The sequence below is a fragment of the Stenotrophomonas sp. Steno-Z10-HUANG genome, from assembly GCF_056393075.1.
Genome location: NZ_JBWJPA010000006.1, coordinates 234567 through 257187, shown reverse-complemented (window position 1 = coordinate 257187; position 22621 = coordinate 234567). Strand labels below are relative to the sequence as shown.

The 22621-nt window shown below is 69.9% G+C and carries 23 protein-coding genes; 9 read left to right on the top strand and 14 right to left on the bottom strand.

Annotated elements, in window-relative coordinates:
* Positions 1-40: 40 nt before the first annotated feature.
* A complete protein-coding gene (locus AC06E6_RS10675) occupies positions 41-259 on the bottom strand; it encodes a twin transmembrane helix small protein (RefSeq protein ID WP_104937776.1) in 219 nt (72 codons plus the stop codon).
* Positions 260-316: 57 nt separating this feature from the next.
* Between AC06E6_RS10675 and AC06E6_RS10670 the strand changes: the two genes are divergently transcribed.
* From AC06E6_RS10670 to cyoE, 4 genes are read left to right on the top strand one after another with little or no spacing between them, the layout of a single operon-like run.
* A complete protein-coding gene (locus AC06E6_RS10670; protein WP_240212814.1) occupies positions 317-1027 on the top strand; it encodes an SURF1 family protein in 711 nt (236 codons plus the stop codon).
* 27 nt (positions 1028-1054) lie between these two features.
* Positions 1055-1630: a hypothetical protein gene (locus tag AC06E6_RS10665; protein WP_409476185.1), complete on the top strand. Its 576-nt coding sequence runs from the start codon at positions 1055-1057 to the stop codon at positions 1628-1630.
* Between the two features lie 10 nt (positions 1631-1640).
* Positions 1641-2804, top strand: coding sequence for a COX15/CtaA family protein (locus AC06E6_RS10660; protein WP_161613970.1), 1164 nt, complete (start codon positions 1641-1643; stop codon positions 2802-2804).
* A gap of 4 nt (positions 2805-2808) precedes the next feature.
* Positions 2809-3702 carry a heme o synthase gene (gene cyoE, locus AC06E6_RS10655; protein ID WP_104937780.1) on the top strand — a complete coding sequence of 298 codons (894 nt, stop codon included), beginning with the start codon at positions 2809-2811 and terminating at the stop codon, positions 3700-3702.
* A gap of 81 nt (positions 3703-3783) precedes the next feature.
* Here the strand turns inward: cyoE and AC06E6_RS10650 are convergent, their stop codons facing one another.
* The 6 genes from AC06E6_RS10650 to rpsU form a co-directional block, all read right to left on the bottom strand.
* Positions 3784-4755, bottom strand: a complete 972-nt coding sequence (locus AC06E6_RS10650; protein ID WP_240212815.1) for a bile acid:sodium symporter family protein — start codon at positions 4753-4755, stop codon at positions 3784-3786.
* A gap of 31 nt (positions 4756-4786) precedes the next feature.
* Entirely contained in the window at positions 4787-5284 is a 498-nt protein-coding gene (locus tag AC06E6_RS10645) for a protein tyrosine phosphatase family protein (protein WP_104937782.1), read from the bottom strand.
* 20 nt (positions 5285-5304) lie between these two features.
* Entirely contained in the window at positions 5305-7038 is a 1734-nt protein-coding gene (gene dnaG / locus AC06E6_RS10640; protein WP_240212816.1) for a DNA primase, read from the bottom strand.
* 57 nt (positions 7039-7095) lie between these two features.
* Positions 7096-7974, bottom strand: a complete 879-nt coding sequence (locus tag AC06E6_RS10635) for a YihY/virulence factor BrkB family protein (protein ID WP_104937784.1) — start codon at positions 7972-7974, stop codon at positions 7096-7098.
* A 97-nt stretch (positions 7975-8071) separates the two neighbouring features.
* Entirely contained in the window at positions 8072-8518 is a 447-nt protein-coding gene (locus tag AC06E6_RS10630) for a GatB/YqeY domain-containing protein (protein ID WP_054661407.1), read from the bottom strand.
* Positions 8519-8653: 135 nt separating this feature from the next.
* The gene (rpsU, locus tag AC06E6_RS10625; RefSeq protein ID WP_002808376.1) at positions 8654-8869 is read right to left on the bottom strand and encodes a 30S ribosomal protein S21; all 216 of its coding nucleotides are present in this window, start codon (positions 8867-8869) and stop codon (positions 8654-8656) included.
* 186 nt (positions 8870-9055) lie between these two features.
* Here rpsU and tsaD point away from each other — a divergent pair, with 186 nt between their 5' ends.
* From tsaD to AC06E6_RS10600, 5 genes are all read left to right on the top strand, one after another.
* Positions 9056-10081, top strand: coding sequence for a tRNA (adenosine(37)-N6)-threonylcarbamoyltransferase complex transferase subunit TsaD (tsaD, locus tag AC06E6_RS10620; protein WP_161613974.1), 1026 nt, complete (start codon positions 9056-9058; stop codon positions 10079-10081).
* A gap of 108 nt (positions 10082-10189) precedes the next feature.
* Positions 10190-10543, top strand: coding sequence for a dihydroneopterin aldolase (gene folB, locus AC06E6_RS10615; RefSeq protein WP_104937787.1), 354 nt, complete (start codon positions 10190-10192; stop codon positions 10541-10543).
* A gap of 68 nt (positions 10544-10611) precedes the next feature.
* Positions 10612-11880 carry a mechanosensitive ion channel family protein gene (locus tag AC06E6_RS10610; protein WP_161613975.1) on the top strand — a complete coding sequence of 423 codons (1269 nt, stop codon included), beginning with the start codon at positions 10612-10614 and terminating at the stop codon, positions 11878-11880.
* A gap of 86 nt (positions 11881-11966) precedes the next feature.
* Complete coding sequence (locus AC06E6_RS10605; RefSeq protein ID WP_240212966.1) at positions 11967-14141, top strand: glycoside hydrolase family 3 N-terminal domain-containing protein; 2175 nt, start codon at positions 11967-11969, stop codon at positions 14139-14141.
* 99 nt (positions 14142-14240) lie between these two features.
* On the top strand, positions 14241-14735 hold the full coding sequence (locus tag AC06E6_RS10600) for a CcdC protein domain-containing protein (protein ID WP_104937789.1): 495 nt from the start codon (positions 14241-14243) through the stop codon (positions 14733-14735).
* Positions 14736-14794: 59 nt separating this feature from the next.
* On the opposite strand, the gene AC06E6_RS10595 is transcribed toward AC06E6_RS10600, so the two are convergent.
* The 7 genes from AC06E6_RS10595 to AC06E6_RS10565 form a co-directional block, all read right to left on the bottom strand.
* Positions 14795-15940 (bottom strand): PQQ-dependent sugar dehydrogenase, encoded by a 1146-nt coding sequence (locus AC06E6_RS10595; RefSeq protein ID WP_240212817.1) that lies wholly within the window; start codon positions 15938-15940, stop codon positions 14795-14797.
* A 100-nt stretch (positions 15941-16040) separates the two neighbouring features.
* Positions 16041-17309, bottom strand: coding sequence for a dicarboxylate/amino acid:cation symporter (locus AC06E6_RS10590; protein WP_478061248.1), 1269 nt, complete (start codon positions 17307-17309; stop codon positions 16041-16043).
* 182 nt (positions 17310-17491) lie between these two features.
* Positions 17492-18280 carry a L,D-transpeptidase family protein gene (locus AC06E6_RS10585; protein ID WP_478061246.1) on the bottom strand — a complete coding sequence of 263 codons (789 nt, stop codon included), beginning with the start codon at positions 18278-18280 and terminating at the stop codon, positions 17492-17494.
* Between the two features lie 17 nt (positions 18281-18297).
* Positions 18298-19152, bottom strand: a complete 855-nt coding sequence (locus AC06E6_RS10580; protein WP_161613979.1) for a MurR/RpiR family transcriptional regulator — start codon at positions 19150-19152, stop codon at positions 18298-18300.
* A 685-nt stretch (positions 19153-19837) separates the two neighbouring features.
* Positions 19838-19969, bottom strand: a complete 132-nt coding sequence (locus AC06E6_RS10575; RefSeq protein WP_427852496.1) for a hypothetical protein — start codon at positions 19967-19969, stop codon at positions 19838-19840.
* Between the two features lie 78 nt (positions 19970-20047).
* Entirely contained in the window at positions 20048-21145 is a 1098-nt protein-coding gene (locus AC06E6_RS10570) for a dipeptide epimerase (protein WP_104937795.1), read from the bottom strand.
* On the bottom strand, positions 21142-22590 hold the full coding sequence (locus AC06E6_RS10565) for a C40 family peptidase (protein WP_321989800.1): 1449 nt from the start codon (positions 22588-22590) through the stop codon (positions 21142-21144). The genes AC06E6_RS10570 and AC06E6_RS10565 overlap by 4 nt, the downstream gene beginning before the upstream one ends.
* Positions 22591-22621: the final 31 nt, after the last annotated feature.

Sequence of the window (22621 nt, the reverse complement as noted above, 5' to 3'; positions counted from 1 at the left end):
GCGCACCGCTCTCTGGTTCACTTCATGGACGCGCCCGGTGTCAGCCGCCGACGCCGTGCGGCCTGATCCAGCCGCTGTAGATGCCCAGGATCACCAGCAGGATCAGCACCACCGACAGCACGATGCGCCGGGTCAGGGCATTGACCGTGCGTTTGGTCTGGCCGCGGTCGATCATCAGGTAGTACAGCCCGGCGCCAAGATTCCAGACGATGACGATCAGGAACGCGATCACCAGCAGTGTCTTCAGCGAATCATTCATGCACGGCTCTAGGAGTGGGAAGGCGTTGCTATCTCACCCGCTCGCGGCGCCGTTGTCATGACGCGACAGCACACGGGGCTGCTGGGCTGGCTGCTGGCGTTGGCGGTGGCCGCGCTGTTCAGCGCGCTCGGCGCGTGGCAGTTGCAGCGCATGCACGACAAGCAGGCGCTGCTGGCGCAGGTGCCGCCGGAGCGCAGCCACGGGCTGGCGCTGGCGCAGGCGATGCGCGCGCCGGCCACGCTGCACTGGGTGCACGACACGCTCGAGTTCCTGCCCGCCACGGTGCTGCTGGACAACCAGCTGCGCGATGGTCGCCCCGGGCTGAAGGTGTACCAGGCCGCGCGCGCGGAAGGTGATGTGGTGCTGGTCGACCTGGGCTGGCTGCCGTTGCCGGGCGACCGCCGGTTGCCGTCCATCGTGCCGCTGCAGGGGCGGATCGAGGTGCAGGGCCTGTGGGCGCCGCCGCCGTCACCGGGCCTGGCGCTGGGGCCGGCGCTGGCGGCCACCGCGCAGCCGCGGGTGTGGTTGGCCACGCGCCTGGACATTCCCGCCGTCGCCGCGCAGCTGCAGCTGCCGGCCGCTGCGTTGCCGGGCCAGGTGCTGCGGCTGGATCCGGCCATGCCACTGGGTTACGCCCGCGACCTGGAGCTGCTGCCCAATACCCTGCCACCTTCGCGCCATCTCGGTTATGCGGTGCAGTGGTTCGCCATGGCGCTGGCGGTGCTGGTGATCGCCGGCGTGCTGCATGTCCGCCGCCGCGGGCGCTGAACGCCAAGCCATGGGAAAATGCCGCACATGAATGCCCTGACCCCGGAACAACTCGTCATCCGCAAGCGCGGCCGCCGCGTACTGCTGCTCATCTTCGCCCTGTTCTTCGGGTCGATGGCGCTGGCGGGCATCCTGCGCTTCTCCGGCTGGATGCCGCAGGTCAACCGCAACCACGGGCAGCTGTTCGACCCGGCGCTGGACCTGCGCCAGGAACGGCTGCGGCTGGCCGACGGCAGCGCCTATGCATGGAACCCGGCCGCCCGCCACTGGCGCATCGTGCTGGCGCCGGCCGCCGATTGCGCGCCGGCCTGCGTCACTTTGTCGCAGCAGCTGGACACCGTATGGCGGCTGTTCGGGCATAACGCCGATAATGTCGAGATACTGTGGCTGGGCACGCCGCCGGAACAGGTGGTGGCCTCGCCGGCGCTCAAGGTGCTGCAGGCCTCGCCGGCGTTCCGCGCGAAACTGCCGGGGGTGGACGACCCCGCCGGCATCCCGGTTTACGTGATCGATCCCAACGGCTTCGTGGTCCTGCGTTATGCGCCCGGCTTCGACCCGGGCGGCCTGCGCACCGATCTTTCCAGGCTGTTGAAACTGAAGTGAGTTCCATCCGATGAATGCCCCCGCGCGTCCGGCGCTGTACCGCAATTTCCACCGCCTGGCGTGGTTCGCCCTGATCATGACCGCGAGCACGATCATGTTCGGCTCGTTCGTGCGCCTGTCCGATGCCGGGCTCAGCTGCCCGGACTGGCCGACCTGCTACGGCCGCGTCACCTGGCCGCAGACCCAGGTGGAGGCCGCGCAGCACGTGGCCAGCGAGATCCGCCCGCTGGAAAGCCACAAGGCCTGGCGCGAGCAGGTGCACCGCTTCCTGGCCGGCCTGTTGGGCGTCGAGGTGCTGGCGCTGGCGCTGCTGGCCGCGCGCCGCCACCGCCGGGGCGTGGCCCAGGTGGTGACCGCCTCGGCGCTGGTGGCGCTGGCCATTCCCCTGTACATGCGCGGCGAACATGTCGCCTCCAGCGTGCTGGCGATCGGCGGCGAGGCCATCCTGCTGCTGGCGGCGCTGCGCTGGTCCAACATCGACCTGTCGCGCGCGGCGGTACTGACCCTGGCGGTGGTGATCTTCCAGGCGCTGCTGGGCATGTGGACGGTGACCTGGCTGCTCAAGCCCATCGTGGTCATGGGCCACCTGCTCGGCGGCATGCTGATGTTCAGCCTGCTGGTATGGATGGCGTGGAAGGCCACGCACCTGCCGATCACCCTGGTACAGGCACCGCGCCTGCGCTGGTGGCTGCGCGCCGGGTTGGCGCTGCTGGTGCTGCAGATCGCGCTGGGCGGCTGGGTCAGCGCCAACTACGCGGCGCTGGCCTGCGGCGGCGGCAGTGCGTCGCTGGACAATTTCCCGCGCTGCGTGAGCCAGTGGTGGCCGCCGCAGAACTACGCCGAAGGCTTCACCCTGTGGCGCGGCATCGGCGTGGACTACGAAGGCGGCGTGCTTGATGGCGCCTCGCGCATCGCCATCCAGATGGCGCACCGGATGATGGCCGTGGTCGTGGCCGTGTACCTGCTGGTGCTGTCGGTGCGCATGTTCCGCCTGCCGGGCATGCGCGGCTGGGCCAGCGCGCTGGGCGTGCTGGTACTGCTGCAGGTCACCCTGGGCGTGCTCAACGTCAAGCTCGCGCTGCCGCTGGCAGTGGCGGTGATGCACAACGGCGGCGCCGTGTGCCTGTTGTTCGTGCTGGTCTCGCTGCTGGCGCGGCTGCGTGCCCCGGAGTGAGCCGATGAGTACGACGTTGCGTGATTACTGGGACCTGACCAAGCCCAAGGTGGTGGCCCTGATCGTGTTCACCGCGCTGGTGGGCATGTTCCTGGCGATCCCCGGCTGGCCGACCGCCGCGCAGGCGCTGACCGGCGCGGTGGCCTTCATCGGCATCTGGCTCTCGGCGGGCGCCGCCGCGGCGATCAACCAGCTGCTGGATGCGCGCATCGACGCACAGATGGCGCGCACCTCGTGGCGGCCGCTGGTGGTGGGCAAGGTGACCCCGCGGCAGGTGCTGGTGTTCGCCGGTGCGCTGACCGCGCTGTCGATGACCATCCTGGTGCTGTGGGTGAACGTGATCACCGCGGTGCTGACCTTCGCCTCGCTGATCGGTTACGCGGTGGTCTACACCGTGTACCTGAAGCGGGCGACGTCGCAGAACATCGTCATCGGCGGCCTCGCCGGCGCGACCCCGCCACTGCTCGGCTGGGCGGCGGTGACCGGCATGCAGGGGGGCTCCGACTGGGCCTACGCCTCGCTGCTGGTGCTGATCATCTTCGTGTGGACGCCGCCGCATTTCTGGGCGCTGGCGATCTTCCGCCGCGCCGACTACGCCAAGGCCGCGGTGCCGATGCTGCCGGTCACCCATGGCGTGGCGCACACCCGCCGGCAGATCCTGTTCTATTCGGTGGTGCTGGTGGTGGTGACCCTGCTGCCGGTGGCGCTGGGCATGAGCGGGGTGTTCTATCTCGGCGGCGCTACCGTGCTGAACCTGGTGTTCCTGTGGTACGCGTGGAAGATGCAGGATCCGCCGGACGAAATGTTCAACATGCAGATGTTCGGCTACTCGGTGGTCTACCTGATGGCGCTGTTCGCCTTCCTGCTGGTGGACCACTGGCTGCTGCCCTGGCTTTGAGGCCGGGCCCGCGCCGCAGGTGCGGGGCTCGCCCCGCACGAAGCTTCGCCGGGAACGCCTCCTGCGGGGCAAGCCCCTCGGCTACGGGACGCGGCGCGCGTAGCGCTGCGCCACCACCGCGCAGACGATCAGCTGCAGCTGGTGGTAGATCATGATCGGCAGCACGATCGCGCCGAGGCTGCCGCCGGCGAACAGCACCTTGGCGATCGGCACGCCGGTGGCCAGGCTCTTCTTGGAGCCGCAGAACACGATGGGAATCTCGTCCTCGCGGCTGAACCCCAGCCGCCGCGCCAGCCAGGTGATGCCGGGCATGGCGATGGCCAGCAGCACCACCGCGACCCCCGCGGCGGCGAGCAGCGAGCCCACCGGGGTCTTGTGCCACAGCCCTTCCACCACCGATTCGCCGAACGCGCCATAGACCACCAGCAGCACCGTGCCCTGGTCGGTGTAGCGCAGCAGCGCGCGCTGCCGCTCCACCCAGCGCGCGATCCACGGCCGCAGCAGGTGCCCGGCGACGAACGGCACCAGCAGCTGCAGCATGATCGCGCCGACCGCGTGCAGCGGATCGGCCATGCCGCCCTGGCTGCCGGCCAGCAGGCCCATCAGCAGCGGGGTCAGGAACACCCCGAGGATGCTCGACAGCGAGGCCGCGCACACCGCCGCCGGGATGTTGCCGCCGGCCATCGAAGTGAACGCGATGGACGACTGCACCGTGGACGGCAGCGCGCACAGGAACAGCACGCCGACGTAGAGGTCGGGCGTCAGCGCCCATCCGGCGAGCGGCTTGAACGCCAGCCCCAGCAGCGGGAACAGCACGAACGTGCAGGCCAGGATGACCAGGTGCAGGCGCCAGTGCAGCATGCCGGCGACGATGGACTCGCGTGGCAGGCGTGCGCCATGCAGGAAGAACAGGGCGGCGATGGCCAGGTCGGTGAAGCGGTCCAGCCCGCGCGCGGCATCGCCGGTCATCGGCAGCGCGCTGGCCAGGGCCACGGTGGCGAGCAGGGCGAGGGTGAAGTTGTCCGGTCGCAGGCGCGACCACCAGCGGGTCATCGGCGGGGGTGTCCTTGTCGGTGTGGCGCGGTCACGGCCGCGCGGGGTGCTCCAGCGCCGCGCGCACGGCCGGCTCCAGCGACGTCAGGCCGGCATCGCGGCCGAACTGCAGCGCGGCTTCGGGGGAAGCGCCGTGCACGCGCGCCTGCGCCAGCGCCAGCAGCGCCCCGGCGCGGTTGCCCGAGGCACAGTGCAGCAGCGTGCTGCCGGGGTCCTGCCGCAGCAGGCGGTCCAGCGTGCGCGCGTTGGCCTCGCTGATGCCGCCGGCGCCGTCGATGGGCAGGCGCACGTAGCGCAGGCCCAGCGCCTCGGCGGCGGCGGCCTCGTCATAGCCGCGGTCCTCGTGCGGCATGCGCAGGTCGATGACACTGGTGACGCCGGCTTGCGCGGCGTCGCGCAGCTGCTGCGCGCTGGGCTGGCCGCCGGTGAACAGGCCCGGGCGTGGCTGCTTCAGTCCCTGCCCGGCGGCAGCGGTGGCGCCGGCGCAGGCCAGCAGCAGGAACAGCAGTTTCGGCAGGTGTTTATGCATCGCTTCGCTCCGTCCGCGCCTCAGCGCATCGTCGCGCGCGCCTTGAGCAGCTCGCGCAGTTCGAACTTGTCGGTCTCGTCCAGGCCCTGCTGGCGCTGCTTGGCCTGCAGCTCGTCCAGCCGCTGCTGCAGCAGCTGCTTCTCCAGCTGCACGATGGCGTCGTGCAGCTCCTGGGTCCAGCTGGCTTCGTCGCCGGGCAGGGCGACGGCGGCCAGCCGATGCAGCGCGGCCTGTTCCTCGCGGCCGTCGAAATGCTCCAGCAGCGCGCCGGTGCTGATGTCCGGGCGCTGCTGCACCAGTTCCAGCAGTTCCAGCAGCAGTTCAATGCCGGGCAGGCGCAGGCCGGCGATGGCATGGTGGCCTTCCAGGCTCAGCGCCAGCGAGGGTTGCTGCAGCAGGAGGGCAATGGCCGCGCGCACCAGGCTGCGCTTCTGCACCGGTGCGGCCGCCGCGCGGCGCACGGGCGCGGCGGCCGCACCGGCGCCGGCGGGCGCGCGGCCGATGCCGGTCAGGCGCTGCAGCTCCTGCTTCATCAGGTCGCCGAAGGCGCCGTCGGGAATCTGCGCCAGCATCGGCCTGGCGCGCTCGGCCAGGCGCGCCTTGCCGTCCAGCGTGCCCAGGTTGATCTCGCGGGTGAGCTCGTCGAAGAAGAACTGCGACAACGGCGTGGCCTGTTTCAGGCGCGCGTCGAAGGCGTCGGCGCCTTCCTTGCGCACGATGGTGTCCGGATCCTCGCCGTCGGGCAGGAACAGGAAGAACGCCTGGCGCCCGTCCTTCATCCGCGGCAGCACCGACTCCAGCGCGCGCCACGCCGCGCGGCGGCCGGCGGCGTCGCCGTCGAAGCAGAAGTACACGTCCGGCGCATTGCGGAACAGCAGCTCGGCATGGTCGGGCGTGGTCGCGGTACCCAGCGTCGCCACTGCCTGGGTGACGCCGAACTGGAACAGGCTGACCACGTCCATGTAGCCCTCGACCACGATCAGCCGCTCGATCTTCTGGTTGGCCTGGCGCACCTGCCACAACCCGTACAACTCGCGGCCCTTGTGGAACAGCGCGGTCTCGGGCGAGTTGAGGTACTTGGGGCCGTCGTCCTTCTGCATGACCCGGCCGCCGAAGGCGATGACCCGGCCGCGGCGGTCGAAGATCGGGAACATCACCCGGTCGCGGAACTTGTCATACACGTGGCCGCGGTCGTTCTTGGAGAACAGCCCGACGCGGTCGAGCAGCTTCATCCGCCGCTCGTCCTTGCCCAGTGCGTCCTTCAGCGCGCTGTAGCCGTCCGGCGCATAACCGATGCAAAAGCGTGCGCGGGTATCGGCGTCCACGCCGCGGCCATCGAGGTAGGCCAGCGCCTTGTCGCTGCCCTCCAGCTGCTTCTGGAAGAAGCGCGCGGCGGCGTCGAGCGCGGAGTACTGGTCGCGGCTGTCATCCTGCTGCTGCGGGCTGCGCGGGTGGGCGTCGCGCGGCACCTCCATGCCGGCGCGCTTGGCCAGTTCCTCCACCGCGTCGAGGAACTCGAGGCGGTCGTAGTTCATCAGGAAGCTGATCGCGGTGCCGTGCGCGCCGCAGCCGAAGCAGTGGTAGAACTGCTTGGTCGGGGACACCGTGAACGAGGCCGAACGCTCGTCGTGGAACGGGCAGCGCGCCGCGTATTCCTTGCCCTGGCGCTTGAGCGGCACGCGCGAACCCACCACTTCGACGATATCGGAGCGGGCGAGCAGGTCGTCGATGAACGCGTCGGGGATTCGGGCCATGCGGGGGACTGGAGCACCGCGGCAGGCGGTACATGGCGAAGGTGTGCGGCAAGTGTACTAGACGCCCGGCCCGGGCATGGCCGTGGCCGCGCGCGCATGCGCGCGTTCGTCGATGACCGCGGTGACCAGGGCGCCGGCGAAGAACACCACGCTGGCGTAGTACACCCAGACCAGCATGATCACCAGGGTGCCCATCGAGCCATAGGCGCTGCCGGGCGCGGCGTTGGCGATGTACAGGCCGATGCCGTAGCGGCCCAGGGTGAACAGCACCGCGGTGATGGCGCCGCCGCCGAAGGCCTGGCGCCACGCCACCGGGCGGTCGGGCAGGTAGTGGTAGAGGAACGCGAAGCCCAGGGTGTAGAGCAGCAGGGTGGACACGTAGCCCACCGCCGGCAGCAGCGACGGCAGGTGCGCGAACACCACCTGCAGCGCGGTGGTGGCGACCATCGACACGATCAGCAGGAAGCCCAGGGCCAGCACCACCCCGGCCGAGAAGATGCGCTTCTTCAGCCAGCCCAGCATCCCGTCGAAACGCTGCAGGTCGGCGCGGAAGATGCGGTTCAGGGCGGCCTGCAGCTGGGCGAACACGACGGTGGCGCCGATGAACAGCAGCAACAGGCTCCACGCGCCGGCCAGCGAGCCCAGGTCGGGCTGCGCGCTGGCGTTGGCGATCACCGTGTCGGCGACCTCGGCGACGCTATGCCCGGCCAGTGCGCCGATCTGGCCGACCAGTGCCTGCTGCGCGGGCGGGTAGAGCGAGGCCGTCAGCCACAGCAGCAATACCAGCAGGGGGGCCAGCGAAAGCAGGGTATAGAACGCCAGCGAGGCCGCCTGGGTCATCACGTCCGCTTCGGTGAAGCGGCGGACCAGGGCGGCCGGCAGGCTCTGCTGCAACCGCGCCAGGCGGTGCTTCATGTGCGGTGACAGGGGCGCCATGCCGCGCAGGATGGCATACCCGTCCGCGTAGCCGCCGTGATGGGCGGCCGCGCGGCGGCCCGCCGCTGGCGGCAGCGGCAGGCCGGGTGCGCCGGACTCAGCCGGCCAGCGCCTGCTTGACCAGCTTCGACACCAGGCCCATGTCGGCCTGGCCGGCCAGCAGCGGCTTGAGCACGCCCATCAGCTTGCCGATGTCGGCCGCGCTGCTGGCGCCGGTTTCGCTGATCGCGGCGTTGATCGCGGCCAGGATCTCGGCCTCGCCCAGCTTGGCCGGCAGGTAGCGCTCGATCACCACGATCTCGTCGCGCTCGACCTTGGCCAGGTCTTCGCGGTTGGCGGCCTCGTACTGGGTCACCGAGTCCTTGCGCTGCTTGACCATCTTGTCCAGCACCGCGATCACCGCGGCGTCGTCCAGCTCGATGCGCTCGTCCACTTCCTTCTGCTTGATCGCCGCATTGATCAGCCGGATCACGCCCAGGGAGTGCTTGTCGCCGCCCTTCATGGCGGCCTTCATGTCGTCGGTCAGTTGCTGTTTCAGGCTCATGGATCACCTCTTGCGGGATCGGAATGCGGGGGTGCGCACGGGGCGCGGGAACGCAAAAAGCCGGCTACGCTCGCGCGTGCCGGCTTCCACTCCGGTCACGGAAGGCCGAAGCCCCCGTTCAGGAGTTGCGTCCGATCAGTACAGGCGCTGACGCTTGGTGACGTCGCGCGAGGAACGACGCAGCTGGCGCTTCACGGCAGCAGCAGCCTTGCGCTTGCGTTCCTGGGTCGGCTTTTCGTAGAACTCGCGCTTGCGGGTCTCGGCCAGCACGCCGGCCTTTTCGCAGGTGCGCTTGAAGCGGCGGAGCGCAAACTCGAAAGGTTCGTTCTCGCGGACTTTGACGCTGGGCATGGAATCTCCGGGACACAGTGAGACCGGGTCACGCCCGGTGAGCCGCGCATTATAGCCGCTTTGAATCCGGGCGCAAGTGGGCCGGCAGGACGGCGCGGCGCGGGGGCGGGCGTGGCCGCGGTCCCGGCCGCCGAGACGGACCCCGGGCGGTTCGTAAACACGCGTCGGCAGGTTCACAATACCGGCATGAAAGTCCTTGGCATCGAATCCTCCTGCGACGAGACCGGCGTGGCGGTGTACGACACCGCGCTGTCCGGCGTCGGCGCCCTGCGCGCCCATGCGGTCTACAGCCAGATCGCGCTGCATGCCGAGTACGGCGGCGTGGTGCCGGAGCTGGCCAGCCGCGACCACGTGCGCAAGACCCTGCCGCTGATCCGGCAGACCCTGGACGAGGCCGGCATCGCCGTGTCCGAACTGGACGGCGTGGCCTACACCGCCGGCCCCGGGCTGGTCGGCGCGCTGCTGGTCGGCGCCGGGGTGGCGCGTTCGCTGGCCTGGGCGCTGGACGTGCCGGCCATCGGCGTGCACCACATGGAAGGCCACCTGCTGGCGCCGCTGATGGAGGACGACCCGCCGGAACCGCCGTTCGTGGCGCTGCTGGTCTCCGGCGGGCATACCCAGCTGATCGCGGTGGACGCGATCGGCAGCTATCGCCTGCTCGGCGAGACGCTGGACGACGCCGCCGGCGAAGCCTTCGACAAGACCGCCAAGCTGATGGGCCTGCCGTACCCCGGCGGGCCGCAACTGGCCAGGTTGGCCGAGATCGGCACACCGGGGCGCTTCAGGTTCGCGCGGCCGATGACCGACCGGCCGGGGCTGGACTTCAGTTTCTCCGGGCTCAAGACCCAGGTGCTGCTGGCCTGGCGCGACAGCGACCAGAGCGAGCAGACGCGCGCCGATATCGCCCGCGGCTTCGAGGACGCGGTGGTCGATACCCTGGCGATCAAGTGCGAACGCGCGCTGGAGGCGGCCGGCTGCGACGTGCTGGTGGTGGCCGGCGGGGTCGGCGCCAACAAGCGCCTGCGGGCCAAACTGCAGGATACGGCGCAGCGCCGCGGCGGTCGCGTGTGCTTCCCGCGCCCGGCGCTGTGCACCGACAACGGCGCGATGATCGCCTTCGCCGGCGCGCTGCGCCTGCAGGCCGGCCAGCACAGCCCGGCCGAGGTGAAGGTGGTGCCGCGCTGGGACATGGCGACCCTGCCACCGGTGTGACCCCGCCCCGCGTCCCGGGCCGTGCGCCCGGGCGCCCCTTCCTGCGCCGTAACGGCAGGCTCAGCGGCGGCTCGTTACCATGTCCGTTCATTCACCGCGACGGACGCAATGGACAAGGTATTCATCGAAGGGCTGGAGATCGACGCCCTGATCGGCATCTATGACTGGGAACGGCGCATCCGCCAGACCCTGGTGTTCGACCTGGAGATGGGGTTCGACAACCGCAGGCCGGCGGCGACCGACGACATTGCCGACACCCTCAATTACAAGGCGGTCAGCCGGCGCCTGCAGGACTACGTGCGTGGATCCGATTTCGGCCTGGTGGAAACCCTGGCCGAGCGCTGCGCGGCCATCGTGCTGGACGAGTTCGACGTGCGCTGGCTGCGGCTGAAGCTGAGCAAGCCGGGCGCGGTGCGCGGCGCGCGCGCGGTGGGCGTGGTCATCGAGCGCGAGCGGGGCTGAGCACGTTGCCGGCGTCCGGCCGGTAAGCGCGCGGAACGAAGTACACGGAAACACACAGGAGACGACGGATGGTGGATGCGGTGGTGGCGGTACAGTGGCTCGAGCGGTTGCAGGACACACTGGAACCCTATCCCGGGGCTTACCTGGCCTTGACGATCTTGGCCCTGCTGGTGGCCGCGGGGCTGGCCAACTGGGTCACCAAGCGCATCCTGCTGCGCGGCCTGCGCCGGCTGCTCAGCCGCCTGCCCGGCGCCGAGACCGGGCGCGGCAGCCACCTGATGCGGGTGATCGCGCGCCTTTCCAACGTGGTGCCCAGCCAGGTGATCGCCGCCGGCATCAAGGTGGTGCCGGACCTGCCGCCGGGCGTGGTGACGTTCGTCGTCGGCGCCTGCCAGGCGTGGGCGGTACTGACCGTGGCGCTGGCGGTATCGCATGCGCTGGACGCGGCCAACGACCTCTACGAGCGACGCCCGGACGCGCGCGACAAGCCGATCAAGGGCTACCTGCAGGTAGCCAAGATCGTGATCTTCGTGATCGCCGGGCTGTCCATCGTCGCCACCCTGGCCGGCGTGGACCTGCGCTACCTGGTCACCGGACTGGGCGCGGCCACCGCGGTGCTGATGCTGATCTTCCAGGACACCATCCTGTCGCTGGTGGCGAGCGTGCAGATCAGCGGCGACGGTCGCGTGCGCATCGGCGACTGGATCGAGATGCCCAGCCAGAACGCCGATGGCGACGTGATCGACATCGCCCTGCACACGGTGACGGTGCAGAACTTCGACAAGACCATCACCACCATCCCGACCAAGAAGCTGGTCACCGAATCGTTCAAGAACTGGCGCGGCATGCAGGAGGCGGGCGGGCGCCGGATCAAGCGCGCGCTGTACCTGGACCAGCACAGCGTGCAGTTCCTCGACGCGGCGGCACTGGACCGGCTGCAGCGGTTCGGCCTGCTCGACGATTACCTGGCGGGCAAGCAGGCCGAGCTGGAGCGCTGGAACACGCAGGTGGCGCAGGCGCACCCGGAAGAGGTCAACGCGCGGCGGCTGACCAACCTGGGCACCTTCCGCGCCTATGTCGAGCGCTACCTGCGCAGCCACCCGGGCATCCACCAGGACATGACCCTGCTGGTGCGGCAGCTGGCGCCGGGGCCGCAGGGCCTGCCGCTGGAGGTCTACTGCTTCACCGTCACCACCGCGTGGGGCGAGTACGAGGCGATCCAGTCCGATGTGTTCGACCACCTGCTGGCGATCCTGCCCGAGTTCGGCCTGCGCGTGTTCCAGGAATCCAGCGACGCCATGCTGATGGCGATGCGCGGCGGGCCGGCCACGGGCTAGCGTACGGCGGCCTGGCCCGGCGTCGCCGGCTTCACGGCGACACGGCTAGAATCCGCGCTCTGAAAGCGTTTCCACAAGGACCGCCGCTGGTGGCAGACCGCATCGAATCCCTCATCGCCCGCATGACCCTAGAAGAAAAGGTGGGCCAGCTGGGCGTGTTCGCCGACATGGTCCGCCCGTTCGCGCCGGACGTGAATCCCGAGGCCAACGTGCGCAACGCCGCGCAGGTGCTGGAGCAGGTGCGTGCCGGCCGCGTCGGCTGCCTGTTCAACGGCGTCGGCGCCGCGCAGGGCCGCGAGATCCAGCGCGTGGCGGTGGAGGAGAGCCGGCTCGGCATCCCGGTGGCGCTGGCCGCGGACGTGATCCACGGCATGCGCACGGTGTTCCCGATCCCCTTGGGCGAGGCCGCCAGCTTCGAACCGGCGCTGGCCGAGCGCACCGCGCGCGCCACCGCCATCGAGGCCACCGCCGCCGGCATCCACTGGACCTACGCACCGGCGGTGGACATCGCCCGCGACCAGCGCTGGGGCCGTGGCGCGGAATCGGCCGGCGAGGACGTGGTGCTGGGCTGCGCCTTCGCCGCCGCGCGCGTGCGTGGTTTCCAGGGCCCGGACCTGGCCGCCGCCGATTCGCTGCTGGCCACGCCCAAGCACTTCGCCGGGTATGGCGCGGTGGCTGCCGGCATGGAGTACGCACAGGTGGACATTTCGCCGCAGACCCTGCACGACGTGCACCTGCCGCCGTTCAAGGCCGCGCTGGCGGCCGGCGCGCGCGCGCTGATGAGCGCGTTCAACGACATCAACGGCGTGCCGGCCAGCGCCAACCGCTGGCTGCTGACCGACCTGCTGCGCGGGCAGTGGGGGTTCGACGGCGTGGTGGTGTCCGATTACACCGCCGACATGGAGCTGATCGCCCACGGCTACGCCGCCGACGAAACCGACGCCACCGCCAAGGCCTTCCTGGCCGGGCTCGACCTGAGCATGCAGAGCGGCTTCTATGCCGCGCACCTGCCGGGGCTGGTGCGCAGCGGCCAGGTGCCGATGGCGGCATTGGATGCTTCGGTGCGCCGCATCCTGCGCCTGAAGGAGGCCATCGGCCTGTTCGACGACCCTTACCGCTCGCTGGACCCGGCACGCGAGGCCGATACCTCGCACCTCGCCGCGCATGACGCGCTGGCGCGCGACGCGGCGCGGCGTTCGATCGTGCTGCTGAAGAACGACGGCGCTGCGCTGCCGCTGCGCCGGGCCGGGCAGAGGATCGCGCTGATCGGGCCGTTCGCCCGCGACCGCGACAACATCGAAGGCTGCTGGACCCTGTTCGGCGACAAGGCGCGCTACGTGACGCTGGAAGCCGGCATGCGCGCGGCGCTGGACGACGACGCGCTGCTGGAGGTGGTGCCCGGCTGCGCGCTGGAAGACGCGGTCGAAGGCGGCATCGAGGCGGCGGTGGCCGCGGCGCGGCGCGCCGACGTGGTGGTGCTGGCGCTGGGCGAACCGCAGCGCTACAGCGGCGAGGCGCAGTCGCGGGTGGAGATCGTGCTGCCGGCGGTGCAACAGGCACTGGCCGAAGCGGTCGCCGCGACCGGCACGCCGGTCGTGGTGCTGCTGCGCAACGGCCGCGCGCTGGCGCTGCAGGGCGCGGTGCGCGACGCCCGGGCCATCGCGGTGACCTGGTTCCTCGGCACCCAGACCGGCCACGCCGTGGCCGACGTGCTGTTCGGTGCCTACAGCCCGTCGGGCCGGCTGCCGGTGAGTTTCCCGCAGCATTCCGGGCAGCAGCCCTACTTCTACAACCACCCGCGCACGGGCCGCCCGGAGCTGCCGGAGATGTCCGAGTTCAAGGCGCGCTGGCGCGAGATCCCGAATGCGCCGCTGTACGCCTTCGGCCATGGCCTGGGCTACACCACGTTCGCCTACGGCGCGCCGCGCCTGAGCGCGCCGCAGCTGGACTGGGACGGCGAGCTGGTCGTCACCACCACCGTCACCAACACCGGCACCGTGGCCGCCGAGGAAGTGGTGCAGCTGTACGTGCACGACCGCGTCGCCAGCCGCGTGCGCCCGGTGCGCGAACTCAAGGCGTTCGAGAAGACCCTGCTGGCGCCGGGCGAGGCGAAGGACGTGGTGTTCCGGCTCGACCGTGGGCAGCTGGCCTTCACCAACAGCGAAGGCGTGTTCACCGCCGAGCCGGGCCTGTTCGACCTGTGGGTGTGCGCGTCGTCGGCCGATGGCGAACCGGTGCGGTTCGAACTGCTGGCGCCCTGACCGCCTGCCCCGCCCCGCCTGTCGGGCCGGGATGACGACCGGCATCTTGAAGCGGGCAGCGGGCGTGCGATGCTGTCGCCGCGCCCACGGAGACCCGCCATGCCCGCACCGATGCCCACCTACCTGCCGTGGCTGATGACTGCCGGTTTCGGCTGGATGTACTACCGCCGGCTCCGCCGCCACTTCGGCTGGCAGCCCTGGCAGCCGCGCCGCACCCTGGCGCGCATCGTGATCCTGGCGCTGGTGGCGGCGATGCTCGGGCTGGCGGCGGCCTTCGTGCCGCACGTGGCCGCCGGCATGGCCGTGGGCGCGCTGGCCGGCATCGCGTTGGGATGGTTTGCGCTGAAACACACGCGCTTCGACGCGCGCGAAGGCCGGCCCGGCTATACGCCCAATCCGTGGATCGGCGGCGCCCTGTCGCTGCTGCTGGTCGCGCGCCTGGCCTGGCGCTGGCAGGATGGCGCCTTCAGCCAGGGCATGGCGCCCGGCGCCGCCAACGCCAGCCCGCTGACCCTGGGCCTGGCTGCCGCCCTGGTCTGCTACGGCTTGACGCAGGCCATCGGCCTGCACCTGCGCCTGCGCTACAAACCGTAGCGCAGGCCCGCTGCGCGAGGGGCGTCAACGGCACGCCCTCCCGCGTACGACAGCGGCGGCTACGTGCGCGGCGTCAGCTTGAGCAGGCGCGCGTTGCTGCCGTCCTCCAGCAGCCACAGCGCGCCATCGGGGCCCTGCGTCACCGCGCGGATGCGCGCGCCCATGTCGAAGCGTTCGGCCTCGCGCGCGCTGTCGCCGTCGAAGGCGATGCGCACCAGCGACTGCGACGAGAGCCCGCCGATGAAGCCATTGCCGCGCCACTGCGGGAACTGCGCACCGTCGTAGATGATCAGGCTGGACGGGGAAATGACCGGCGTCCAGCTGACCTTCGGCGCGACGAACTCCGGCCGGGTGTGGTGGTCGGGAATGTCGCGGCCGTCGTAATGGTCGCCGTTGGAGACCAGCGGGTAGCCGTAGTTGCCGCCGCGCCGGATCAGGTTGAGCTCGTCGCCGCCCTTCGGGCCCATCTCGTTTTCCCACAACCGCCCGCGCGCGTCGAACGCCAGCCCGAGGACGTTGCGGTGGCCGAGCGACCACACCTGGTTGGCCGGCGAACCCTGCGCGGCGAACGGGTTGTCGGCTGGCACGCTGCCGTCGTCGTTGAGGCGGATGATCTTGCCGAGGTTGCCGCCCATGTCCTGCGCGGGGTCGAACTTCTGCCGTTCGCTGGAACTGATCCACAGCTTGCCATCGGGCCCGAACAGCAGGCGGTGCCCGTAGTGGCCATTGCCGCTCACCTTCGGCGTCTGCCGCCAGATCACCTGCGGCTCGACCAGGCGGCCGCCGCCCTGCGCGTCGAGCACCAGTTTCGCGCGCGCCACCGCGGCGCCGCGGGTGTCGTTCGCGCCGGGCTCGGCGTAGCTGTAGTAGACCAGCCCGTTGCGGGCGAACTGCGGGTGCAGGGCGACATCGCCGAAGCCCCCCTGGCCGGCATGCGCCACCCGCGGCACCCCGGCGATCTCATGGCGGCGGCCGCTGGCCGGGTCGAAATGCACCAGCCTGCCCGCCTTCTCGGTGACCAGCAGGCTGCGGTCGGGCAGGAACGCCATCGCCCACGGACTGTCGAAGCGGGCCACCTCGGTGGCGGTGAACGGCCATTGCGCCGGCTTGACCGCGGCCTGCGCGGCCGGGTCCGCGGCACAGGCGGTGGTGGACAGGACGGGCGTAAGCGCAAGGGCCAGGCTGAGCAGCAGGGGGCGGGGCATGGTGAACTCCAGGGCGGCAAGCGGTGGAACCGCACACCTTATGCGAAGCCGGCGCGCGAGGCACGCCGGCATGCACGATCGTGCGCGCCCGCCGCGCGGATCAGGCGTCGTCGGCCGGCGCCATGCGCCTGGCGACGATCGAGGTGGCGGTCATGTCGCCGGTGGTGTTGCCGATGGTGCAGAACACGTCGGGGATCGTATCCACCGCCAGCAGCACGCCCAGCGGTTCCACCGGCAGGCCCATGCTCTGCGTGACCGGCATGTTGTTGGTCATGAAGTTGGCCTGGCCCGGCAGCCCGGTGGAGCCCATGCTGATCGCCGCGGCCAGCAGCACCGCCACCGCATACTGCGAGAACGTGATGTCGATGCCGTACAGCCAGGCGATGAAGCTGGCCACGGCGATGTACTGTGCCGGGCTGGTGACCCGGAACAGCGACACCGCCATCGGCAGCACCAGCGAGGTCAGCGCGGTGGGGTAGCCCAGCCGGTTGCGCGCGCTGTCGATCATCGCCGGCAGCGAGGCCAGCGACGATTGGGTGCTGCCGGCGATGACCTGCACCGGCACCAGCGCGGCGGCGAAGCGGCGCAGGCCCTCGCGCGCGGCCAGCACCGCCACCACGTACAACAGCAGCGTGATCAGGATGTAGACCACGCACATCAGCAGGATGTAGTAGCCGAGGATGCCGAGCACGCTCATCCCGACCTCGGCGCAGACCACCAGCACCAGCGCGAACACGCCCAGCGGCGCGGCCCACAGCACCCAGCGCACGATGGTGATCATGGTGTCGCCGATGATCTTGATGATCTCCAGGATGCGGTCGCGGCGCTCGGCGTCCTGCCGGCTCAGCGCGAAGCCGAAGAACATCGCGAACACCACCAGCGGCAGCATCGCGTTGGCCGACGCCACCGCCAGTACGTTGCTGGGAATCAGCGACGAGATCCATTGCGCGGCGGTCGGCGCCTTCGACAGCGTCTCCGGCGCGTGCAGCGCGGCACGGAAGGTCTGCATGGTGGCGCTGTCGTGCGGCACCAGGCCCAGCAGCGCCGGGGTCACCACCGCCGAGAAGCTGGCCGCGGCGACCAGCAGCACGATGAACACCAGGATCGCGTTGCGCGCGGTACGCCCGGAGGCGGCGGCGTTGCTGGCGGTGTTGACGCCGACGATCACCAGCGCGGTGACCAGCGGCACCACCGTCATCTGCAGCGCATTGAGCCACAGCCGGCCGATGGGCCGGGCGAACTCGGCGACCTGCAGTGCCAGCGCCGGGTCGTGGTGGGTCAGTGACAGCCCGACCACCGCGCCGACCAGCAGCGAGATCAGCACTTTGACGGGAGCGGAGAGCCGGAAACGTCGAGTCGTTGGGGTCATGGAGGGCCGGATTGCGGAAGGAGGGAAACAGGGCAGGGGGCGAGCCCGTGCCACGAGCGATGCGTTACTGCCGGGCGCGCCTCATGCCTCAGGGCGATGCCTGAGGCGACCGGTTCGCCCATCCATGGCGTGGCAGGTAGCGCCTGCCGCGGGAATACGGGAGCGCCCGGGCATGGCGCCGGTCAATGACCGGCCTTGGCCGCAGGCGGCGGCAGGCCCCAGTGTTGCTGCAGGCGCCGGTACTCGGCCTCGGGCAGCAGCACGAACAGCGGATGCGCGGCCGGGTCCAGCCAGCCGAGCAGCGCGGACATGTGCTCCGGTTCCATCGCGGTGCAGCCGGCCGTCGCCTCGCCGTGCTGCCGCCACAGGTGGGCGAAGATGCAGCTGCCGCGTCCGGGCTCGGCCTTCGGGTTGTGCTCGATCACGAAGCCCTCGCGGTAGCGGCGGTCGCCCTGGTTGTGCAGGTCCAGCCGCATCGGCTCGGTGGAACCCTCCACCGCGTCGCTGCCCACTACCTCGGCATCGACGATGCGGTTGTACAACGGGGAATCGGGCACGTCCATGCAATAGCTGGTGGCCAGCATCGGCTGGTAGGGCAGCGCGCTGTCGATCCGCGGCGCGTAGCCGAAGGCCTCGCCGATGCCGAACACGCCGGCCGGGCTGCGGCCGTCGCCCTCGCGCTTCTGCGGGCCGTCCGCCTGCGCCGGGTGCCGGCCAAGGCCCCAGGCACTGCCGTTACGGCCCAGCGACACCTCGAATCCGGCGCCATGCGGCGTCCAGCCCTGCGCGGTGCGTTCGTAGGCCTGCAGGCGGCCGGCAGGGCTGTCCCACGATGGCGTGGTGACCACTACCAGCTGGCGCGCATCGTGCACCGGCGCAGCGGGCGTCGCGGCGCCGGCAGCAGTGGCCACGGCCATCGCCGCGAGCGACGGCAGCAGGCAGCGGGCGAAGGAACGGAACAGGGAAGGCATGGCGACGGCTCCGGCAATCAGTTGTCGATCAACTGCTGGATGCGCTCCTGGTTCAACGCCAGCTGGCGCTGGCGGTCGGAGTTGGCATGGCACAGCAGCACGAACACGAAATCCAGCAGGTACTGCAACGAACAACGGTACAGCAGCTGCGCCACCGGCGGCTGCGGATCCTGCGCGCAGATCGCCAGCGAGGCATCGGCATGCGCGCGCAGCGGGTTGGCGGTGTGGCGGGTGATCGACACCACCTTGCCGCCCATCTCCTGGAACTGGCGCGAGAGCTGCCACAGCTGCGGCAGCTTGCCGAACTCGGAGAACACCAGCAGCACATCGCCCGGGCGTGCGGCCGACAGGTTGGCGGTCATCAGGATCGGGTCGGCATGCTGCACGGTGAGGATGCCCAGCAGCGCCAGGCGCATGGCAAACTCGCGGGCATACAGGCCGTCGTCACCCAGGCCGTAGACGAACACCTTGGGCGCGGCGTCGATCAGCGCGATCACCGCTTCGACCTCTTCCTGCGGATTGGCGACGCGGGTCTCCTCCTCGGCCGCGGCCTTGCTGCGGCGCAGGCCCTCGGCTACCTGCAGGTACCCGTGCGGATCGTTCTCCGGCGGCCATTCGGTGACGTTGCCGTTGCCGTTGCTGGCCAGGGCCACCGCCGCGCCAACCGAGTACTTCAGGTCCGGGTAGCCCTTGAACCCGAGCTTCTGGCTGAACTTGACAACGCTCGACTGGCTGATGCCCAGCGCGTTGGCCAGCTGCTGCGACGAGTAGTCGCGCAGCAGGTGCGCGTTGTCCAGGATGAAGTCGGCGATACGCCGTTCGATCGCCGACATCTGTTCGCGTTCGGAGCGGATTTTTACCAGGGGTGGCATGGGTGGGCCGTCGGCTGCGATGGGGTGACTCTAAAAGGATTTGGGGGACGCTGTAAGGTTTTGGACTCACCCAGGACGTTTCATGGGCCAAGGAGGGCTGCTGTTGCCTGTGATTCTGCTGCTGCCTTTGGCTTTTGACTTCCGGGTCCCCTTCCGCAGCGACGGAGCTGGCGGGGAAAACCCGAAGGGCGGCGTGCAGGGATGCACGTCGTTTTTCTACGAGACAGGGATGTCTCGTCGAAAAATCCCGCCGGCGGAGTGGACCCGGCCCGCGTAGCGGGCTGGGCGCAGAGGCAGGGGCGTGCTTTCTCTTGGTTACTTCTCTTTGCACGAGCAAAGAGAAGTAACTCGCTCCTGCGAAGCAGGGGCGAAAGCTCTGCTTCATGCCTTGGCTGCTTCGCGCTTTGGCTGTTGCTTCTTTCCAGAGCAAAAACCCAAGCAACGGCTGAAGCAGGATCAAGGGCTTTCGCCCCCCTCCGGGGAGCGAGCCACCTTTCTTTGCTCGTGCAAAGAAACGTGGCCCAAAGAAACACGGGCCGGGACGCGATCCGTCGGGCTGCGCCCGCCGGTCCCCTGCGCTCCTCGCGTGCCAAGGGGACGGCGCACAACTCGCTTCGCTCAGACACGTGCGCCTCTTCGCCCCTCGGCCCGCTGTGGTGCTCGGCCCGCTCTACGGCCGGGGAAATCAAAAGCCGAAGAGCAAAGTCACGGGCGACGGCAACGGCAACGACAACGGCAACGACAACGGCAGAAGCAACGGCAGAAGCAACGGCAGAAGCAACGGCAGAAGCAACGGCAGAAGCAACGGCAGAAGCATTCCCCACTGCTTCCTGCGATGCGGCCCACCCGCGAGGGAGTGCGACAGCAACAAGGTCGGTTGCCGTCGCCATGCCGGTCATGCCTTCAGCATCTCCAGCCCGCGCACCTCGGTGATGCCCAGCCCCGGCGCATCGGTGATGCTGATCTCCGATTCGTTGAAGATCACCCCGCCATTGACCGGGTTGAACAGGCTCAGCGACGGCCCGTCCAGGTCCACCTTGGTGATCGCCCCCGACTTGGCCACCGCCAGGTGCACCGCCGCGGCCACGCTGATGCTCGATTCGAGCATGCAACCGATCATGCACGGGATGCCGTACAGCGAGGCGATGTCGGCGACCTTGATCGCGTTGGAGATGCCGCCGGTCTTCATCAGCTTGATGTTGATGATGTCGGCCGCGCGCTGCTGGATCAGGTCGAACACCTGGTGCGGGCCGAACACGCTCTCGTCGGCCATCACCGGGGTATTGACCCGCTCGGTGACGTACTTCATGCCGTCGATGTCGGCTGCCTTGACCGGCTGCTCCAGCAGCTCCAGCACCACACCGGCGTTTTCCAGCGCGCTCATGGCATACACCGCCTGCTTGGCGGTCCAGCCCTGGTTGGCGTCCAGCCGCAGCAGGGCACGGCCCTCGACCGCGGCGTGGATCGCCTTGACCCGCTCGATGTCCAGGCCGATGTCCTTGCCGACCTTGATCTTCAGCGACTCGAAGCCGCGCTCGATCGCCGACAGCGAGTCGGCCACCATCTTGTCGATGTAATCCACGCTGATGGTGATGTCGGTGGTGATCACCGGGTCGCCGCCGCCGAGCATCTGGTACAGCGGCGCGCCGTGCAGCTGCGCCCACAGGTCGTAGATGGCGATCTCCACCGCGGCCTTGGCGCTGGTGTTGCGTTCCAGCGAGGACTGCACCAGCCCGCAGATGCGGTTGAGGTTGGCGATGTCCTCGCCGATCAGGCGCGGCTTGATGAAGTTGTTGATGGCTTCGATGATCGAGCCATGGGTGTCGCCGGTGATCACCGCGGTGGCCGGCGCCTCGCCGTAGCCGGTGTGGCCGGTATCGGTGCGCACCAGCACCACGATGTCCTCGACCGATTCGACGGTGCGCAGCGCGGTCTTGAACGGGGTTTTCAGGGGCACGCGCAGCATGCCCAGTTCGATATCGGTGATCTTCATTTGGTGGTATGCGGGCGGATGCGCTGGATGTTGGTGATGCGGTCGACGTAGCTGGCGGTATCGCTGGCCATCATCGGCTGCAGCGGCGTCACCGAGACGCCATTGAGGTGGGCCTGGACCCGCTTGCCATCGGCACCGAACCAGCTGCCACCGGAGGTATCGTGGATCATCCAGGCCATGCCGTCGGCATGGCCGATGGTCATCATCACATGCCCGGGGATGTAGACCAGGTCGCCGACCTGCAGCGCGTCCACCGCGGCGTCGCGCCGCGCCTTGCCGTCCTTCTCGCCGAGTGCGATGCGGTCCAGCGCCGGGCTCACCGCCTGCGCGCTGGTATTGCGCGGCAGCAGCACGCCGAAACTGCGGTAGACCTCGGAGACGAAGCCGCTGCAGTCGCGGGTGTCGTAGGAGTGGCCCCAGCCGTAGCGCTCGCCCAGGAACTTGAAGGCCTGGGTGAGCAGGTTGCGCGGGGTCAGCGCCAGGTAGTCGTCGCTGCTGTCCTGCGAACGCGGCAACAGCGCTGGAGCGAAGCCCAGGCGGCCGTCGGCGTCGCGCACCGGCAGCTGGATGACGTGCGCGGCATGGCCCTGCTGGCCGTTGACCGGTTGCTGTGCGGGCCAGTCGGCCAGCACCGGTACGCGCACGCCCATGTCCAGCTGCAGGCGCGAGACGCGCGGTTCTTCCGGGGTGTACGTGGTGCTGGCGGTGGCGCCGGTGATCACCCGGTACGGGCCGCTGGCGCCGTAGCCGAACACCTGGGCGGCGTCGCCGATGCCGACGAAGCGCTTTTCCACCCATGCGACATAGCGCTCGCTGGCGACGAACAGCCATTGGCCATCGGCGCTCTCATGCAGCACCGCCACGGCATCGCCGGGGAACAGCGCCGATTCCTGGAAGCGGTCGATGTCGGTGTCGCCGCTGCTGGAGAACACGCGCAGCCCGGTGGGGAACGCGCGCAGCGCGGCGCGGTGCACGGCCAGGCCGTACTGCAGCGGGCGGGTTTCGCCGATCCGGTCCAGCGCCAGGTTGTCGCTGATCGCGCGCAGCTGCGCGGCGTCGACCGGCTTGCCCTGCACGTCGTACAGCGTGCGGGTCGGCGGGCGTGAAATCGCCTCGATCTGCGCGCGCACGAATTCGCGCGTCAAGTTCGCCGGCAGTGCGCGCAGATCGTGGATCGACGCGTCCAGCTGGCGCATGCGCGCGTTCTGCGCCGCGATCCCGGCGCGGTCGAGGATCACCCGGTCCGGATCGGACAACTGCGCGATCCAGTGCGCGGCCGACAGGTATTCCTCGCGCAGGCCGATGACGCCCGCATGGTCCTGCGGCGAAGCGGTGGCTGCGCCGAGCGCGAAGGCCGGTGCCGCGCACAGCGGTGCGGCGAGCAACAGGGACCAGCACGCCCAGGCGAGGCGCCGGCGGCGGGGATGGACGGGGGTGGCGGTCATGAGGACTCCCTCTGGGTGCATTGGAATACTT

Bases quoted from the DNA above. Each gene is read 5' to 3' on its own strand.
- AC06E6_RS10675 (WP_104937776.1), bottom strand. From the start codon at position 259: ATGAATGATTCGCTGAAGACACTGCTGGTGATCGCGTTCCTGATCGTC.
- AC06E6_RS10670 (WP_240212814.1), top strand. From the start codon at position 317: ATGACGCGACAGCACACGGGGCTGCTGGGCTGGCTGCTGGCGTTGGCG.
- AC06E6_RS10665 (WP_409476185.1), top strand. From the start codon at position 1,055: ATGAATGCCCTGACCCCGGAACAACTCGTCATCCGCAAGCGCGGCCGC.
- AC06E6_RS10660 (WP_161613970.1), top strand. From the start codon at position 1,641: ATGAATGCCCCCGCGCGTCCGGCGCTGTACCGCAATTTCCACCGCCTG.
- cyoE (WP_104937780.1), top strand. From the start codon at position 2,809: ATGAGTACGACGTTGCGTGATTACTGGGACCTGACCAAGCCCAAGGTG.
- AC06E6_RS10650 (WP_240212815.1), bottom strand. From the start codon at position 4,755: ATGACCCGCTGGTGGTCGCGCCTGCGACCGGACAACTTCACCCTCGCC.
- AC06E6_RS10645 (WP_104937782.1), bottom strand. From the start codon at position 5,284: ATGCATAAACACCTGCCGAAACTGCTGTTCCTGCTGCTGGCCTGCGCC.
- dnaG (WP_240212816.1), bottom strand. From the start codon at position 7,038: ATGGCCCGAATCCCCGACGCGTTCATCGACGACCTGCTCGCCCGCTCC.
- AC06E6_RS10635 (WP_104937784.1), bottom strand. From the start codon at position 7,974: ATGGCGCCCCTGTCACCGCACATGAAGCACCGCCTGGCGCGGTTGCAG.
- AC06E6_RS10630 (WP_054661407.1), bottom strand. From the start codon at position 8,518: ATGAGCCTGAAACAGCAACTGACCGACGACATGAAGGCCGCCATGAAG.
- rpsU (WP_002808376.1), bottom strand. From the start codon at position 8,869: ATGCCCAGCGTCAAAGTCCGCGAGAACGAACCTTTCGAGTTTGCGCTC.
- tsaD (WP_161613974.1), top strand. From the start codon at position 9,056: ATGAAAGTCCTTGGCATCGAATCCTCCTGCGACGAGACCGGCGTGGCG.
- folB (WP_104937787.1), top strand. From the start codon at position 10,190: ATGGACAAGGTATTCATCGAAGGGCTGGAGATCGACGCCCTGATCGGC.
- AC06E6_RS10610 (WP_161613975.1), top strand. From the start codon at position 10,612: ATGGTGGATGCGGTGGTGGCGGTACAGTGGCTCGAGCGGTTGCAGGAC.
- AC06E6_RS10600 (WP_104937789.1), top strand. From the start codon at position 14,241: ATGCCCGCACCGATGCCCACCTACCTGCCGTGGCTGATGACTGCCGGT.
- AC06E6_RS10595 (WP_240212817.1), bottom strand. From the start codon at position 15,940: ATGCCCCGCCCCCTGCTGCTCAGCCTGGCCCTTGCGCTTACGCCCGTC.
- AC06E6_RS10590 (WP_478061248.1), bottom strand. From the start codon at position 17,309: ATGACCCCAACGACTCGACGTTTCCGGCTCTCCGCTCCCGTCAAAGTG.
- AC06E6_RS10585 (WP_478061246.1), bottom strand. From the start codon at position 18,280: ATGCCTTCCCTGTTCCGTTCCTTCGCCCGCTGCCTGCTGCCGTCGCTC.
- AC06E6_RS10580 (WP_161613979.1), bottom strand. From the start codon at position 19,152: ATGCCACCCCTGGTAAAAATCCGCTCCGAACGCGAACAGATGTCGGCG.
- AC06E6_RS10575 (WP_427852496.1), bottom strand. From the start codon at position 19,969: ATGCTTCTGCCGTTGCTTCTGCCGTTGCTTCTGCCGTTGCTTCTGCCG.
- AC06E6_RS10570 (WP_104937795.1), bottom strand. From the start codon at position 21,145: ATGAAGATCACCGATATCGAACTGGGCATGCTGCGCGTGCCCCTGAAA.
- AC06E6_RS10565 (WP_321989800.1), bottom strand. From the start codon at position 22,590: ATGACCGCCACCCCCGTCCATCCCCGCCGCCGGCGCCTCGCCTGGGCG.